Source organism: Paenibacillus sp. JNUCC-31, assembly GCF_014844075.1.
Lineage (GTDB): Bacteria > Bacillota > Bacilli > Paenibacillales > Paenibacillaceae > Paenibacillus.
Map to the genome: position 1 here is coordinate 2,165,997 of NZ_CP062165.1, position 15,376 is coordinate 2,181,372.

The window sequence follows — 15,376 nt, forward strand, 5'->3', positions numbered from 1 at the left end:
ACGGTCATTTATCCAATGGGGCTGCGTTTCGCAGCCTCTTTGTCTGCTTCAATCATCTCAGCTGGCAATTCCATCTTGCTCGAGATCATCTGTTCTCGCAGCAATGCCCACTGCTCCCGCGAAGCACGAATCATGGCAGCGTCGGTTATGCGTTTGTCATGGATGACTTTGCCGAACCATTTCACAGCCTCATGGAATCGACCGATCCTGCGGTTCAACTCCCCGAGCAGATATAGCAGCTTGGCTTCATTCCCGCCCGTACCTTCACGTTCAAAGACCTTCACGTAAGCCTCAAGACTAAATTCAAGAAATCGTTTTTCCTGAACATGATCCTCCATATACCGATACAGCCAGGCTATATGATGCAACAGTCCAGCGACGACGCGGTCTTTCTCCTGAATAACCTGTGCGCACAGCAAGCCCAGCTTGTAGGAATCCATTGCCTGGTCAAGTGTCCGCGCCCCGCTATAGTCCCGTTTCACCCATCGGTTGCCGATTTGTTCCTTGAAAGCCTTACGTTGAATGTCATTCAAATGCTCTGTTGCATTTTCTGTGGAGGCAAATCCGCATTGCGGACAGATTCGTACAACATAAAAATCCGGGTTCTCCCGCTTGTAGTACGCGCAAAAATCGGAATCTGTCCGATATGGCCGTTTCAGGCTTGGTCTTACTCGTGAGGTTTCATACTCAGTCTCGCAGTAATGACACTTCACCTTTACCTTATACAGAGGCTCTAATTCCACTTGTTTCATTCCTCTCCCCTAAGCTTGTAGTCGGAACTAAGGTGTATTCACAAAGTGATGTGCAGGTCCAGACAATCGTTGCAGGACAAAAGAATGTAATGGTTCTTCCACACCGACCTGGGTCAGCGCCTGGTCCATACACGCAAGCCAAGCTTCTGCCCGTTCAACCGTCACTTCAAAGTGCATATGGCGGGCACGCATCATCGGATGGCCAAAAGCTTCGGAAAACAATGCAGGGCCACCGAAAAACTGAGACAAAAACATGTATTGTTTGTCCATTACCGGCTGAATGTCTTCTGGAAAAAGAGGAGCCAGTTTCTCATTTTGCTGAACAATCGGATAGAAAGCCTCGACCAGTGCGCGAACACCTGCCTCACCACCCAGATTATCGTAGATGCTTAAATTAGGATTCATTCACTTATTCCCCCTCTCTTGTGTCGAATTTTGACATATATTACACTCCCATGCTTAATTGTGAAAGGAGATTAAACAACAAGGCCACGAACGCCTTTATCTTCATTCTATCAAAAAAATCCCAAAAGTCCTATATCACATGTCATGGGTATGGTTCCTCATAGCTATGATCCTTACAGGTCCTTCACGGGCTGAAGGCACAAAAAAGCGCCAAACAAGAGGTTTGGCGCACCAGATATTTCATCAATAACTTCGCCAGTCCTCTTCTTCAGAGCGCACAAGCGAGGCACGTATAACATAAACAAAAGCACAAACCAGGATTCCGGTGACAAGGCTCATAATCATCACTCCATCCGATTTTATTCCACCTTCTATAAACATGAGGTGACGTTCAGGCGTTTTCATTATTTTAGCATACATCTCTCCAAAACACAGCCACTTTTGCAAGCGCTTTCTAAACATTAATTTGTACTGTTTGTCCACCTTGTCTCATATATTGAAGGCAGAAGCGCGAGCGATCTACTGCACAGTTGACCATTCCAAAAATAAAGGAGAAGAATTCATGGCCGCTTCACAACGAATCACCCATGTCCTGATCCCACTCGCTCTCCTGATCCTGTGTGTGTTAATGGTGCTGTATCCAACAGAAACCTGGCATGCAGGCGTACGCGGACTATCCATTTGGTGGGACGTGCTTTTCCCCTCCCTTTTTCCCTTTTTAGTACTGTCTGAGCTGCTGCTCGGCTTTGGCATTGTCCACTTTTTGGGTACCCTCCTTAATCCGCTCATGCGTCCGCTGTTTCGTGTTCCCGGAAGTGGCGGCTTTGTCTTTGCCGTCAGTTGCGCTTCCGGATACCCCACTGGAGCCAAATTAACCGCACAGTTGTGGGAACAAAAATTGGTTACGCGGGAAGAGGGGGAACGACTCGTTTCTTTCACCACATCATCCGATCCCATCTTCATGATTGGGGCGGTATCGGTTGGTTTTTTTCATCATGCTGCCATCGCTCCCGTACTGGTTACATCGCACTATGCTGCTGCTTTTCTAGTAGGCTTGATCATGAGGTTCCATGGAAATTCTGCGAAAAGCAAACAGATGCCTAGCGACAGTCCGTCCGTCTCTGGAGAAGTACACAGGAACAGACTGCTTCAAGCCATATATGCGATGCACGAAGCAAGAATGGCTGATGGACGGGCTTTTGGTGAATTGTTGCGTCATGCGGTCTCTTCATCCCTTCGCCTTATTATTATCGTAGGAGGGCTGGTTGTATTCTTCTCTGTCATGATGGAGTTGCTTGTACAGACGGGATCGCTCGGTGGATTATATGCAATAACAGAACAATTGCTTCAATATACCGGATTGCCTCCGGCCTTATCACACAGTATCGTAGGTGGATTATTTGAGGTCACTTTGGGAGCCAAAGAAGCCGGAAGCGCAGGCTCATCAATTCCGCTTGTGTATAAAGCTGCTGCTGCTGCCTTTGTTCTCTCCTGGGGTGGGCTGTCTGTCCATGCACAGATTATGAGTGTGCTAAGCAACACGCCGATGAGATACGGACCTTTTCTGTTCGCCAGAGCCATTCATGCCCTTATTGCCCCTATTCTTGTACTTTTGCTCTGGAACCCGATGATGGGTGAAACGGGATCGCCTGTGTTCCTTCAAACCGGTGTCAAGCCAGAATCATTTGCATATACACCAGACTGGGGACAAAACCTTTTTTCGGGAGCAGCTGTATTTGCAGGCGTGTTACTATTCCTGTTGATGCTTTCGCTAATAAGTCCCTTGTTCTTACCCCGACGTGTCAAAAAATGAGCGATCTTGTGCATGTATATTCGACCGAAATATCACTCCAAACATTGTGTTATTCCCTGGAATTGATTATCATCGGTAGTATAATGACCACAAAGGAGCTTTCATCTTGAGATACTATGTTCAAGACCGCGGAGACCAGTTATCGATTGATCTCAGTCAGCAGTTTCATGCGCTGGCCAAAGAGGAAGGGTTCAAACTGGATGCAGAATCACCGGAGATCGTCATTTCCATCGGGGGCGATGGTACGATGCTGCAGGCATTTCACAATTTCATCGACCGCATTCCGGATATCGCTTTTGTTGGGGTTCATACAGGACACCTCGGCTTTTATGCCGATTGGAAGAAGGAAGAATTGCGGGAATTGGTGAGATTGATGAGTGGCAAAGGAGACCCGGAACGACTTAAACCTCGAATTGTCGAGTATCCGCTGCTGGAGCTTGAGATTCGCAAAAAGTCGGGCAATACCTCTTATATCGCACTGAACGAATTTACGTTAAAAGGTGTAGACGGTACGGTCGTTGCTCAGGTCGACATTAATGACGTTACGTTCGAGATGTTCCGGGGAGACGGTATCTGTGTGTCCACACCTTCAGGCAGTACCGCGTACAACAAGGCACTTGGCGGTGCCATGGTGCATCCCACGATTGAGGCGATTCAGATCGCAGAAATCGCTTCAATTAATAACCGCGTCTATCGAACGTTGGGTTCACCGGTTATTTTGCCCAAGCACCATCACTGCGATATCTTCTCTCGCAAGGACCAGCGGTTGTTGCTTACCATTGACCACGTAAATATTATGGTGGAAGATCTTATATCGGTGCGTTGTCAGGTATCCAAACATAAGGTAAGTTTTGCGCGTTTTCGTCCCTATCCATTTTGGAATCGGGTTCGTACTGCCTTTCTGGATTAAAACATATGTATCAAAAAAAGCGGTCCTTCTCAGGAACCGCTTTTTGCTTTGGCTGGAGGCTGATCTTTGCTCTTTTGCAGAACAAAGTACGCACAACCGAAGTTGCAATATTCATTGATGTAATCCACCATGCTTGAGATCGTGGAATCCTTTGTTGCTTTGGGATGGTTGTCCCGGTAAAAACCTTTCAACCGCAGCTGGCTGTAACCCCAGTCCCCAATAATGTAATCGTACCGCTCCAGCACTTCGCTGTAACGGTCACGGAAGACTTCTGGATTCCAGCCCTCTTTGTGATTCTGGACGATTTCATAATTCTTACCGCCGATTTGTACAATGATTGGTTCTTTCGGTTTGTCTTGAACCGACTCCTGAACCGATTCGTGAACCTCTTCTTGACTTTTTTCTTCTTCCAACCTTGTATCCTCCATTATGCGTGAGATGCCGCCTGTTCAGCATTTTTCGCAGCCGATTTCACCTGCTCATGCGCATGGTAAGAGCTGCGGACCATAGGTCCGGATTCGACGTGGCTGAATCCACGCTGCAGACCTTCCTGTTTCAGCGATGCGAACTCTTCTGGCGGATAATACTTCTCCACAAACAAATGTTTTTCCGATGGCTGCAGATATTGACCAATCGTCATAATATCACAGTTCACAGCGCGCAGATCATCCATCGTTTGCAAAATTTCATGGTATTCTTCTCCTACACCAAGCATGATGCTTGATTTCGTCGGAATATTCGGCTGCATTTCCTTGGCACGAGCAAGCAATTCAAGTGAACGCTTGTATTTCGCCTTCGCACGTACTTTGTCTGACAACCGCTCAACCGTCTCAATGTTGTGATTCAGAATATCCGGTTTGGCATCCATTACAATCTGCAAGGATTCCCGATCACCCAGAAAGTCTGGAATGAGCACTTCCACACTGCATAACGGCAAACGACGGCGAACCGCCTTCACCGTCTCAGCAAAGATCGTTGCTCCTCCATCCTTCAGGTCGTCACGAGCCACACTCGTAATTACGCAGTGCTGCAAGTTCATCTGTTCTGCCGCTTCCGCAACGCGTTCTGGTTCCTGCAAATCAAGCTCCGTTGGCAAGCCGGTATTTACCGCGCAAAAACGGCATGCCCTTGTGCAAATATCACCCAAAATCATAAAAGTAGCCGTCCGATTGGCCCAACATTCATAAATATTCGGACACCGTGCTTCCTCACATACTGTATGCAGCGTTTTGGAACGCATCATCGTTTTCATTTCCTGATAGTTGTCGCCGGTTGTCAATTTGATCCGAATCCAGTCCGGTTTCGGTTCTTTAACACGTTTAGCCAATGGGTAAAACCTTCTTTCTACTGAAGTTAGGCTGTTGCTCGGAACATATTATACCATGAAAGCACTGGAAAAACCCCCATTTGTCACATCTCATTCATGGTGGATAAAATGGAGACTTTTGAAGAACGCTAGGTTATAGCTTGGTTTACCGGGCATCATGTGCATCATCTTATTGGAAAGGGGGCTGCTTCCCTGTGCAAGATCGCCTTACATCGCGTTTCACTTACTCCTTTTGGATCAAAACATTACTCGCAGGCACACTGCTTCTCCCATTCTTGCCTGTTGATGTTTACAGTGAACCGGCTACCGCTGATTCCAGACCACAGGCTGCTGAGCAAAAACCAGAGGACATTTTCGCTTCTCGCCGACACTTGTATGAAAGCATCGGTCAAATGACTCAAATTCCCTGGTACAGGCTAGCAGCAATCGATCAATATGAACGAACCATCACACGTGCCCATCCCAAGGATCGCAAACATCCCGAACGGCTTACAGGCATCTTCATGACTTCCCCAGCCTGGAGAGGCTGGTTGAACCCTGATGAGACGGATCAACAACCCGCGTCCATTATTTTTTTTAATGGGTATGGTCGTGATGGTTCTGGAGATGGCCTAGCAGATGCCAATAATGATCTGGATGTGCTTTACAGCATGGCTTCCGTTATTCAAAATTACGGGACGAAGCCCGAGGATTTCAACATCGCCCTGTGGGAATATTATCACAACTCTCGGGCTGTTCAGCGCATTCAGCAATTCGCGAAATTATATGAGCATTTTGACAGCCTCAATCTCTTTGGTCATGCCTTTCCCGTCCCTCTCGGAACCAACTATTCATATCGCAGTACATGGGGCACCAAACGAAGTTGGGGCGGGTACCGTATCCATGAAGGCACAGATATTTTCGCACCGTATGGCCTGCCTGTGCGCAGCACCTGTTACGGTATCGTGGAAATCAAGGGCTGGAATCCATTTGGCGGATGGCGCATCGGTATCCGGGATCTGAACAACCATTATCACTATTACGCTCATCTATCGGGATTTGACAAGAACGCCCATATCGGCGAAGTGGTTTCTCCAGGCCAGATATTGGGCTGGGTGGGCAGCTCAGGCTATGGAAAACCGGGTACACAAGGCAAATTTCCTCCCCACCTGCATTATGGCATCTATCGTGACAGCGGGCTAAATGAATGGTCGTTCGACCCTTACCCGCATCTGAAGCATTGGGAGCAAGAGGAACATAAACAGAAGAACACTAAAGCGAAGTAAAGCCAAAATAACGAGTCACAACCTAACGAATCGACTACGTAAATAAAGGGGTGTCCCACGTCATGTTTAATGACATATGGACCCCCCTTTATTTTTTTGGATATTCACTTTGATTTTGATCCATTAGTGATTCACATCGGCGTCAAGCTGCAATCCCCCATTTGGATCAGATAAATCCGGCTCAATCTCCAGTTCATTTTCGTTCGGACTGTTAGTTGGTCCCTGCTGTTGAGTTGGGGGTCCAGGGCTGGGCGTTCCTCCATGTCCACTCGATACACCTGTCTGACCCGAAGGCAACGCAATCGCGGGTGCATTGCTGCCGTTACTGCCAACGGGCTTGCCCTGATTATCGTAGTAGTACATTGGGACATCCCCGACCACCAATAGGTAGGATATCGGAATCTCCGTATCCACCGTCTCAGGCTCCATGTCAAAGGGCACCACCACCGCAACTTCGGCAATGATGTGAATATACACTTCCACCAGAATCATGTTAATTCCGGCATTCTGCTGGCGAGTGTTCAGGTCAACCTTAACAGCTCCCTGGGGCTCGATTCGGACGGGTATACTTGGACCAAACGATGCCAAGACCGGGCTGCCCAAAGCCTGACCAAGCGGAATTTTTTCTTTTAACATATGCACGTTCTGCAATGTGGATTGCACGATGTTCATCGTACTTGCGGTAATCCGCATATGCTCATCATAATTCAGCATGAACCCAGACACTTTTCCGGCTGTATCGGTTTTCCAGTCAATTAGTCCTTCGGTGGATTTGCCTTCGGAGACTTGCGCTGTAATCGCCGTGTTGATCGCTTCCGTCGCAATCTGCTTCACTCTGATCTTGGCCAAATGCATAATGGGCGGTTTCATTTTCTTATCCACGTAAGCAAAACCCTGCATTAAACAGAACACTGTTACCAATAAAATAATCAACCACATTTTGCGCCTGCCGCTTGGCGGTTTGCGGCTTCTTCGGCTTCTTCTGCTCCGCCATCGTCTTCTCATCATCGGGCATCCCTCCCTCCGGGATGAGCTAAAGGCTATATATTATCCTTATGCACCGTTGTCCCGAAAAAGAAGGACAGCGCCTGCTCATGAGGAATCTCATCATCTTTTACTAAAATAAAAAAGCCTTCCACCAGCAGATTTCTCTGCAAGGCGGAAGGCTTGTATGGAACACAGACGCTGGAGGCCAAGTCAATGTCCGCAATTTATTACTTTGGAACAGACTCCCAATCTTTCAGGAAGCGCTCAATACCGCTGTCTGTCAGTGGGTGTTTCCACAATGTTGGCAGGAGCGAACCCGGAATGGTCGCAATGTGCGCACCGGAAAGGGCTGCATCCTCTACATGTTTGATATTACGGATGCTTGCTGCAATAATTTCGGAAGGCAGATCATACGTATCGAGAATGAGACGCAGATCCCGAATCAGCTTCATACCATCCACCGCAATATCATCCAGACGGCCAACAAATGGACTGATATAGGTAGCACCGGCTTTCGCCGCCATCAGACCCTGTGCTGCTGAGAAAATCAGCGTCACATTGGTTTTAATTCCTTTTTGCGTCAGTTCATGACAAGCATAGAGTCCATCTTCGGTCATCGGTAGTTTAATCACTACATTCGGTGCCCATTCTGCAATTTCATAAGCTTCCTTCAACATATCCTCGGCTTTGAGGCCGATGACTTCAGCGCTGACTGGGCCTTTAACAACGCCACAGATCTCCTGAATCACTTCTTTAAATACGCGACCTTCTTTGGCAATCAAAGACGGGTTAGTCGTGACTCCATCCACCAGACCAAGACGTTCGATCCGTTTGATTTCTTCAACATTACCAGTATCCAAGAAAAATTTCATGATATGTTCTCCTCCACTTGATGAATTTGTAAACAACTATGCTTATCATTACCCGATTATCCACATATGTTAACAGTTATATATAAATTAATTTTTTTCTACAGCGTGACCGCCAAATTCGTTACGCAATGCAGCGACAACTTTTCCTGTGAATGTGTCTGTTTCCAGGGAGCGGTAACGCATTAGCAGAGACAACGCAATAACTGGTGTAGCAGTTTGCAGGTCAAATGCCGTTTCAACTGTCCAGCGTCCTTCTCCTGACGAATGCATAACCCCTTTGATTTCATCCAGGTTAGCGTCTTTGGAGAAGGCACGCTCTGTCAATTCCATCAGCCAAGAACGAATAACGGAACCGTTGTTCCATACACGAGCCACTTTTTCGAAGTCGAAGTCGAAGCCGCTTTTCTCCAATACGTCAAAACCTTCACCGATGGAAGCCATCATACCGTACTCGATACCGTTGTGTACCATTTTGAGGAAGTGACCGCTACCCGCTTTACCTGCATACAGATAACCATTCTCTACAGCCGTATCTTTGAAAGCCGGCTCAACGATCGCCCAAGCCTCAGGGTCTCCACCAATCATGTAGCATGCACCATTCCGTGCGCCTTCCATACCACCGGAAGTACCTGCATCCATGTAGTGGATACCAGATGGTTTCAATTCTTCGTAACGACGAATGGACTCTTTGTAGTGCGAGTTACCTGCTTCAATGATGATGTCGCCTTTGGACAACAGCGGACTAACTTCAGCCAGTACAGCGTCAACCACGTTGTGGGGAACCATGATCCACAATACACGTGGAGATTCCAAAGATTCAACCATCTCTTTGTAAGAAGAAACGCCTTGCGCTCCGTATTCTTTCATTTCGTTTACTGCTTCTGCATTCAGGTCAAATGCAACCACTTCATGTTTGTGATCAATCAGGTTTCTGCCCAGGTTCAATCCCATTTTACCCAATCCAATAAGTCCAAGTTTCATTGCTAAGTTCCTCCTGTTATGAACATTTCTAATTTTTTTACGGTCAATTTCAAAAGAATGACTTAACATGTGGCGCAGCAGCCGTTCCGGTTACGAATCGTTCTTTCGATCGCTGTTGTCTCCATATTTTCTTGATTAATAATGTTAATGGTTAAAATATGGAGACAAAGGCGAACGCTCTGCTTCTTCAGAATCGATTTCGTCCCCTTCACTACTCACGCGTAATTGTTATGAACTGATTTGAATTGAGCCGCTAATCTATATCAAAAATTTTCGCTGCCTTCCGAATATTACCGGAAGGACTTATGCAAAATTGGAACGGTATACCTCATAAAAATTTGTATATTATCAAGGAGAACGTACCGTTCTCTTCTCTGATGCTGCTCTTACATTAGTCTTACCACCAACGATAACCATTCTCTGCAATCAGACGATCTGCTGAATCCGGTCCTTGTGAACCTGCGTTGTACGTATCCAATGGCACACTGCCATCCTGGAATGCTTCCAAGATCGGCTGTACCCACTGCCAAGCGAGTTCAACTTCATTCCAGTGAGCGAAGAATGTGGAATCGCCACGCATCGCGTCAAAGATCAGGTTTTCGTAAGCTTCCGGAATGTTGCGTTCACCTGAGTTGAAATTCATATGCATTGCTTCCACTTCGCCTTGGTTGAGTGGATTTTTCGCATTCAATTGAAGCGAGATGCTTTCTTTCGGACCAATTTCAATTGTAAGCAGGTTAGGCTCCGTTGTATTTTCGGATTCATGACCTGTTTTAAGTGGAGACTTGAATTCAACAACAATTCTGGTCGATTTTTCAGCCAGGCGTTTGCCTGTACGAATGTAAAATGGAACCTCGCTCCAGAATGGATCATCGATCCACAGTCTCGCGGCAACATAGGTCTCATTCTGAGAACCGGCTGGAATGCCAGGCTCGTCCAGGTATCCAACAACCGAAGTACCTTGCAGTTCCCCTGCTCCATATTGGGCGCGAACGACTTCAGAAGCGATATTCTCTTTCGTCAAGGGACGAAGAGCTTCAGCGATTTTCTGCTTTTTGAATTGAATTTCTTCCGGTGTGCAGCGTTTTGGCAAATGCAAACCAATCATCATCAGCAATTGAAGCATATGGTTTTGGAACATGTCACGAAGGGCTCCGCTTTGGTCATAATATGCGGCACGCTCTTCAACACCAACTGTTTCACTTGCTGTAATCTGTACATTGGCAATGTAACGGTTGGACCACAACGCCTGAATAACCGGATTCGCGTAAGTAAGGGTTTCGATATTTTGCACCATCGGTTTTCCAAGGAAATGGTCAATACGGTAGATTTCTTCTTCCGCAAAGGTATTGCTCAGTTTCTCATTCAGTTCACGCGCGGATTGCAGATCATGTCCGAATGGTTTTTCAATGATCAGTTTCTTCCAGCCTTTGGTGTTGCCCAAGCCGCTCTCCTGAATGTTCAGTGCAATTGGCTCAAAGAATTCTGGCGCTACCGACATGTAGAACATGCGATTTTCCGGGATGCTCAGTTCTTGTTCACGCTGCTCAACGAGTTTAAGCAGTCTGGTGTAATCTTCAAGCTTGGTATTATTCAGAGAACAATAACGGAAAGCCCCAATGAAATCGCGTACCTGAGATTGTTCTTCAGGCGTTTGCCGTGAGAATTCATGCAGCGACTTTTCCACATTCGCCTGGAAGTCAGTATCCGACAATTCACGCCGTCCAAGACCGATAACGGAGAAGGATTTTGGCATTTTTGAATCAATGTACAAATTATATAATGCAGGGTAAATCTTGCGTTTGGCTAAATCGCCTGTTGCCCCGAAGAGGACAAATGTCATTGCGTCCATTGGAGTGCCTCCTGTGATCTGTGCAGTATAGTATATGATGATGCAAAATGTTCAAATCCAAGCATGACAAAAGACGGAATTATTGGGCGAGTTATCCCCCATACCTCCGTTTGTGTATCTGACCTGAATTAAACATGGAACATTCCTTCTCTCCACAACCTTAATCAAGGTTATAAAATGTAACCAATTGAATTGACGTTACCCATATTACACCTGTCGTCACAATTCGTCAACAATCGTGTCGAACCTGTGAACACCCGTGTTTACAGGGTTTTTATTTAATGTTAACGCTTTATGTGGTAAGATTAAGAACAATTGGCATGTGACATTTTACACATATGGCTTGTAGACACTCAGGTTACAATAAGTATACTAATGCTATAATAAGCATAACTAAATCAAAGGAGTACAACTTATGAGCGATGATGAGAATGCCAAGCAAATATGCGAAAAGGTGGAACAGTCTTATCAGATCATTGGCCGGAAATGGGTAGCTCTCATTATTCATACATTGATGGAAGAACCCAAACGATTCAGTGAAATTCACGCTTATATTCCAGACCTGAGCAAACGGGTACTTAATGAACGGATGAAAGAACTCGAGGAAGAGGGACTGGTCGTGCGTCATGTGGTTACGGAACGTCCTGTTCGGACAGAATATATGTTGTCCCGCAAAGGTACGGAGCTCGGGCGCGCATTAAGCGCGGTGGAACGCTGGGCCGATAAGTGGCTGTAACACATACTTTGAGGAAAAGTATAGGTTCTCATTCTATTTTAGGAAAGGCCTTATCTGTCGAGGAAGCTTTTCTCTCTAACTTCGACAACTGCTTCGAAAATTTTGAAATCACACTTAAAATTTCATCACAATAATGCGCTGACGCTACTTTTAATAACATCTGCAGTTACCTTCATGTAATTTAAAGTATGCTGCTGCGTTCAAAATGCTGCCAACAATGTAGACAACAAATAAAGCCAGTTCTCACAAATTCTGTGCGACTGGCCTCTTTTTATGTTATATAACTAATACTACAACTTTCTCCCCAGCGTAATATCCAAGTCCTCGAAGTTCTCCACCGCCGTCTTTTTTTCATAAAAATGCACCGCGTGTTGCATCATCCCATCTCGTGTATAAAAAGCATCTTCCGCCTCCAGCGGAAAAGTAACCTTCTCCCCCGTACTGGCTGATTTATAGATGCCTACAATGAGTTCGAGTGTATTCCGTCCACTCTTCCCATCCACCAGAAGGGGCGCTCCTGTCTCAATGGCATGTAGCATATTTCCCACTTGCCCCGTATGACCCACATGAGTCACATCAGGCAATTCATCAGCGAGTTTCTGAATCTGTTGTTCCAGTTCTGGATTCGGTTCCGGAAATCCATTAGTTCGTGCCGTAGAAGCAACAACCTTCCAAGGCGCAGATACCCTGGCCTCTTTACCCTGAAAAATCAACTGCTGTTCCTCTCCGTGGTGTACCACTGAGCTGGTGATCATACCAAGTGCTCCTTCTTGGAAACGAAGCATCGCCATAGAAATATCCTCTACTTCGGCATTATCATGCGCCGTATTTGCCATCATGGCCTGCAATTCCACAGGAGGGCCCATCATCCAAAGCATCGCATCAATATGATGCACCGCATGATTAAGCGTGCAGCCGCCGCCTTCTTTTTCCCATGTGCCACGCCACCACAAATCATAATAATTATGGCCCCGCCACCAGAACGAATCGACCTGTACGTGGACAATGGGACCCATAAGTTTGCTATCCAGCACATCTTTCAGTTTCATCATCGGTGTCGTAAAACGATTCTGTGCCACAACCGACAACAGTTTTCCGCTTTCTTGTGCCGCTTCCAGCATCATATCTGCCTCTTGTAAAGAAGAGGCCATCGGTTTTTCGACCAACACATGCTTACCAGCACGGAGAAAATCACATGTTATTGGTGCATGGGTATATGGAGGGGTACAGACCGAGACCAAATCAATGTTTTGATCCAGTAATTCATGGTAATCGGTAATAGCTTGTGCTCCCTCCAAACCATATTCGTTAATTCGCTTCTGTGCTTTTTCCGCGTACATATCCACCACAGCTACGATCTGGCATCGTTCAGGAAATGCCAAATATGCTGTAATATGCGCCGTACTAATCGCACCTGATCCAATAATGGCCACTTTCAACATGGATGCATACCTCCCTTTTCCCTTCACAATACACAATAATAAAGCGCTTTTATGCGTTCATCTTGTGATAAAATGAAACTATATTGCGCACTTGAAGAGGAGGCATTCCTAATGCCCATCATCACCGAAGATCAATTTAATTTGGCATACCGTCGTACCTCAACGACCGCGTTTCGAGAAGTTTTCCACGCCCATTCACAGATAGAAATCACATATATTCATGATGGACATGGACAGTTGATAACAGAGGGACAGGCATTCCACCTCGAACCGGGGACACTAATGATTTTCCGTCCATTTCAACTTCATCAAGTCCAGATTCAAGTCACGAAAGAACATCCCTTTATCCGCAGTGTACTAATGTATGAGCAGCACCTGCTGAATCCGCACTCTCGGCAATTTGCCGTTTCGAATCGTTTTATGTTAGATCTTCTGGGGCAAGCATCTCCGCTTCAACCGATCCGTCTTCCCGCTGCGTCCCCGTTGGTTCGCATAATCGAGCAATATGCCAGTATTCTGCCTACGTTACTTCCACATGAAGCGGAAGAAGATACGCGACTCTTTTTACTTGCACTGCTCGCACAGCTTCGCTACCTTTGGAAGGATAGGCACTATTCCAGTTCTAACACGCTCCCAACGAGTTCTCCCGTTCTGCACCCTCATGCCGAAACAGTCATGCAATGGATTGAAGAGCACTACAACGAGGCTTTTCGTCTGGAAGATATCGCAGATACACTGCATCTCTCGCCTTATCATCTGTCCCATATATTTAAAAAAGCTACCGCCACCACCATCATTGCTTATGCCCAAGCTACCCGTATTCGTCATGCTTGCGTGTTACTTACGAGTACCACACATTCTGTCCCGGAAATAGGCCACCGTGTAGGCATGCCCAGCCCGTCTTACTTTTGCAAAGTTTTTCGCAATGCAACAGGCACCACGCCGCATCAGTATCGCCTGAATGTGCAGGGTAAGGGATAAGAAAATCATTGGACGAAAAGAAGCGAAAGGAATGACTCAATTGACATCCTTTCGCTCCTCCGCTTCCTGAACATTACCTAATTTATTCTCCCGGCTTACGCACCGGCTCCATATCGTTCGATTTATTTATTTCAACTTTCCATGACCATGCAAAAAAGCCTATTCCTCACTCACCGTTCGAGTTGGAATAAGCCTGTATTTCTTACTTCAATTGAAATGAAGTACATTATTCATGTGCTAAAGTAAATTATCTATGGGTTACACCATCCGCTGTCTCATCGCTTCAAATAACAAAATTGTTGCCGCCATCGCGGCATTAAGCGACTCCGCCTGTCCCTGCATCGGAATCGTAATCGCATCGTCCACCAGTCGTGCAGTAGATTCTGATATGCCCTTGCCCTCATTACCAATCACAAGCCATACCGATTGTGTAAAATCATAACTGTAACACGAATACTCCGCCTGCAAAGACGTACTCACCAACTTTACGCCCGCAGCCTTCGCTTCAGGCAGCAACGACTCCAACGGACCTTCTACAATTGGCAAATGAAACAATGACCCCATCGTCGAACGGATCGTTTTCGGATTATAGACATCGGCACAACCAGCACCGAGCACAACACCTGCCGCTCCCGCTGCATCCGCACTGCGAATGATCGTTCCCACATTACCGGGGTCCTGAACGTTGTCCAATACCACCACCAGCCCCAAGGTAGAAGACAACAGGCTTTGAAGCGGCTCACGACCTTTATGTACAACGGCAAAAACAGGTTGAGGGGTCATTGTATCCGTACACTTGGCGATAACCGCAGGAGATACGCTGATCCATTCCACACGCTGAAGTGGAGCCTCCAGTCCAGCCAGTTCCTTGGGTACACCCTGCTCCCCATCGTATACGATACATTCCAGATCTGCCCCGGCACGCAGCGCTTCCTGTACGAGATGAATGCCTTCAATAATATATTTATGTTGGCGGGTACGATGCTTTTTCTCCAGCAGCTGTGCCCATTCCTTCACACGTGTATTTTGCAGTGATACAATATCCATCTTTCC

At 46.5% G+C, this 15,376-nt stretch carries 16 protein-coding genes; 5 read left to right on the forward strand and 11 right to left on the reverse strand.

The annotated features are described in order from the left end of the window. Positions 1-8 precede the first annotated feature (8 nt). The 3 genes from JNUCC31_RS09325 to JNUCC31_RS33230 form a co-directional block, all read right to left on the reverse strand. Positions 9-743, reverse strand: a complete 735-nt coding sequence (locus JNUCC31_RS09325; RefSeq protein ID WP_192272898.1) for a DUF2225 domain-containing protein — start codon at positions 741-743, stop codon at positions 9-11. 36 nt (positions 744-779) lie between these two features. Beyond that, entirely contained in the window at positions 780-1,157 is a 378-nt protein-coding gene (locus JNUCC31_RS09330; protein ID WP_192270683.1) for a globin domain-containing protein, read from the reverse strand. Between the two features lie 243 nt (positions 1,158-1,400). Beyond that, positions 1,401-1,619, reverse strand: coding sequence for a hypothetical protein (locus tag JNUCC31_RS33230; protein ID WP_228469593.1), 219 nt, complete (start codon positions 1,617-1,619; stop codon positions 1,401-1,403). Between the two features lie 100 nt (positions 1,620-1,719). On the opposite strand from JNUCC31_RS33230, the gene ylbJ reads away from it, so the two are divergent. Continuing rightward, positions 1,720-2,970, forward strand: coding sequence for a sporulation integral membrane protein YlbJ (gene ylbJ, locus JNUCC31_RS09335; RefSeq protein ID WP_192270685.1), 1,251 nt, complete (start codon positions 1,720-1,722; stop codon positions 2,968-2,970). A gap of 106 nt (positions 2,971-3,076) precedes the next feature. Further along, on the forward strand, positions 3,077-3,880 hold the full coding sequence (locus JNUCC31_RS09340) for an NAD kinase (protein ID WP_192270687.1): 804 nt from the start codon (positions 3,077-3,079) through the stop codon (positions 3,878-3,880). 29 nt (positions 3,881-3,909) lie between these two features. On the opposite strand, the gene JNUCC31_RS09345 is transcribed toward JNUCC31_RS09340, so the two are convergent. Then, positions 3,910-4,293, reverse strand: coding sequence for a YutD family protein (locus JNUCC31_RS09345; RefSeq protein ID WP_228469594.1), 384 nt, complete (start codon positions 4,291-4,293; stop codon positions 3,910-3,912). A gap of 14 nt (positions 4,294-4,307) precedes the next feature. Further along, complete coding sequence (lipA, locus tag JNUCC31_RS09350; RefSeq protein ID WP_062324056.1) at positions 4,308-5,207, reverse strand: lipoyl synthase; 900 nt, start codon at positions 5,205-5,207, stop codon at positions 4,308-4,310. A 194-nt stretch (positions 5,208-5,401) separates the two neighbouring features. Between lipA and JNUCC31_RS09355 the strand changes: the two genes are divergently transcribed. Further along, positions 5,402-6,472, forward strand: coding sequence for a M23 family metallopeptidase (locus JNUCC31_RS09355; RefSeq protein WP_192270689.1), 1,071 nt, complete (start codon positions 5,402-5,404; stop codon positions 6,470-6,472). 123 nt (positions 6,473-6,595) lie between these two features. Here JNUCC31_RS09355 and yunB read toward each other — a convergent pair whose 3' ends face one another. The 4 genes from yunB to zwf all read right to left on the reverse strand — a co-directional run bounded on the left by yunB (position 6,596) and on the right by zwf (position 11,164). Beyond that, positions 6,596-7,372: a sporulation protein YunB gene (yunB, locus tag JNUCC31_RS09360; protein ID WP_267132518.1), complete on the reverse strand. Its 777-nt coding sequence runs from the start codon at positions 7,370-7,372 to the stop codon at positions 6,596-6,598. Positions 7,373-7,686: 314 nt separating this feature from the next. Then, on the reverse strand, positions 7,687-8,331 hold the full coding sequence (gene fsa / locus JNUCC31_RS09365) for a fructose-6-phosphate aldolase (protein ID WP_024632668.1): 645 nt from the start codon (positions 8,329-8,331) through the stop codon (positions 7,687-7,689). A gap of 87 nt (positions 8,332-8,418) precedes the next feature. After that, positions 8,419-9,312, reverse strand: coding sequence for a phosphogluconate dehydrogenase (NAD(+)-dependent, decarboxylating) (gnd, locus tag JNUCC31_RS09370; RefSeq protein WP_192270693.1), 894 nt, complete (start codon positions 9,310-9,312; stop codon positions 8,419-8,421). Positions 9,313-9,709: 397 nt separating this feature from the next. Then, positions 9,710-11,164, reverse strand: a complete 1,455-nt coding sequence (gene zwf / locus JNUCC31_RS09375) for a glucose-6-phosphate dehydrogenase (RefSeq protein WP_192270695.1) — start codon at positions 11,162-11,164, stop codon at positions 9,710-9,712. A gap of 415 nt (positions 11,165-11,579) precedes the next feature. On the opposite strand from zwf, the gene JNUCC31_RS09380 reads away from it, so the two are divergent. Next, the gene (locus JNUCC31_RS09380; RefSeq protein ID WP_024632671.1) at positions 11,580-11,900 is read left to right on the forward strand and encodes a winged helix-turn-helix transcriptional regulator; all 321 of its coding nucleotides are present in this window, start codon (positions 11,580-11,582) and stop codon (positions 11,898-11,900) included. 290 nt (positions 11,901-12,190) lie between these two features. On the opposite strand, the gene JNUCC31_RS09385 is transcribed toward JNUCC31_RS09380, so the two are convergent. Further along, entirely contained in the window at positions 12,191-13,342 is a 1,152-nt protein-coding gene (locus JNUCC31_RS09385) for a Gfo/Idh/MocA family protein (protein WP_192270697.1), read from the reverse strand. A 111-nt stretch (positions 13,343-13,453) separates the two neighbouring features. Between JNUCC31_RS09385 and JNUCC31_RS09390 the strand changes: the two genes are divergently transcribed. After that, positions 13,454-14,323, forward strand: a complete 870-nt coding sequence (locus tag JNUCC31_RS09390) for an AraC family transcriptional regulator (protein WP_192270699.1) — start codon at positions 13,454-13,456, stop codon at positions 14,321-14,323. 258 nt (positions 14,324-14,581) lie between these two features. Here the strand turns inward: JNUCC31_RS09390 and JNUCC31_RS09395 are convergent, their stop codons facing one another. Further along, positions 14,582-15,370 (reverse strand): TrmH family RNA methyltransferase, encoded by a 789-nt coding sequence (locus tag JNUCC31_RS09395; protein ID WP_192270701.1) that lies wholly within the window; start codon positions 15,368-15,370, stop codon positions 14,582-14,584. Between the last annotated feature and the right edge of the window lie 6 nt (positions 15,371-15,376).

Bases quoted from the DNA above. Each gene is read 5' to 3' on its own strand.
- JNUCC31_RS09385 (WP_192270697.1), bottom strand. From the start codon at position 13,342: ATGTTGAAAGTGGCCATTATTGGATCAGGTGCGATTAGTACGGCGCAT.
- JNUCC31_RS09395 (WP_192270701.1), bottom strand. From the start codon at position 15,370: ATGGATATTGTATCACTGCAAAATACACGTGTGAAGGAATGGGCACAG.
- JNUCC31_RS33230 (WP_228469593.1), bottom strand. From the start codon at position 1,619: ATGTTTAGAAAGCGCTTGCAAAAGTGGCTGTGTTTTGGAGAGATGTAT.
- gnd (WP_192270693.1), bottom strand. From the start codon at position 9,312: ATGAAACTTGGACTTATTGGATTGGGTAAAATGGGATTGAACCTGGGC.
- yunB (WP_267132518.1), bottom strand. From the start codon at position 7,372: ATGCAGGGTTTTGCTTACGTGGATAAGAAAATGAAACCGCCCATTATG.
- ylbJ (WP_192270685.1), top strand. From the start codon at position 1,720: ATGGCCGCTTCACAACGAATCACCCATGTCCTGATCCCACTCGCTCTC.
- JNUCC31_RS09330 (WP_192270683.1), bottom strand. From the start codon at position 1,157: ATGAATCCTAATTTAAGCATCTACGATAATCTGGGTGGTGAGGCAGGT.
- JNUCC31_RS09380 (WP_024632671.1), top strand. From the start codon at position 11,580: ATGAGCGATGATGAGAATGCCAAGCAAATATGCGAAAAGGTGGAACAG.
- JNUCC31_RS09390 (WP_192270699.1), top strand. From the start codon at position 13,454: ATGCCCATCATCACCGAAGATCAATTTAATTTGGCATACCGTCGTACC.
- zwf (WP_192270695.1), bottom strand. From the start codon at position 11,164: ATGGACGCAATGACATTTGTCCTCTTCGGGGCAACAGGCGATTTAGCC.
- fsa (WP_024632668.1), bottom strand. From the start codon at position 8,331: ATGAAATTTTTCTTGGATACTGGTAATGTTGAAGAAATCAAACGGATC.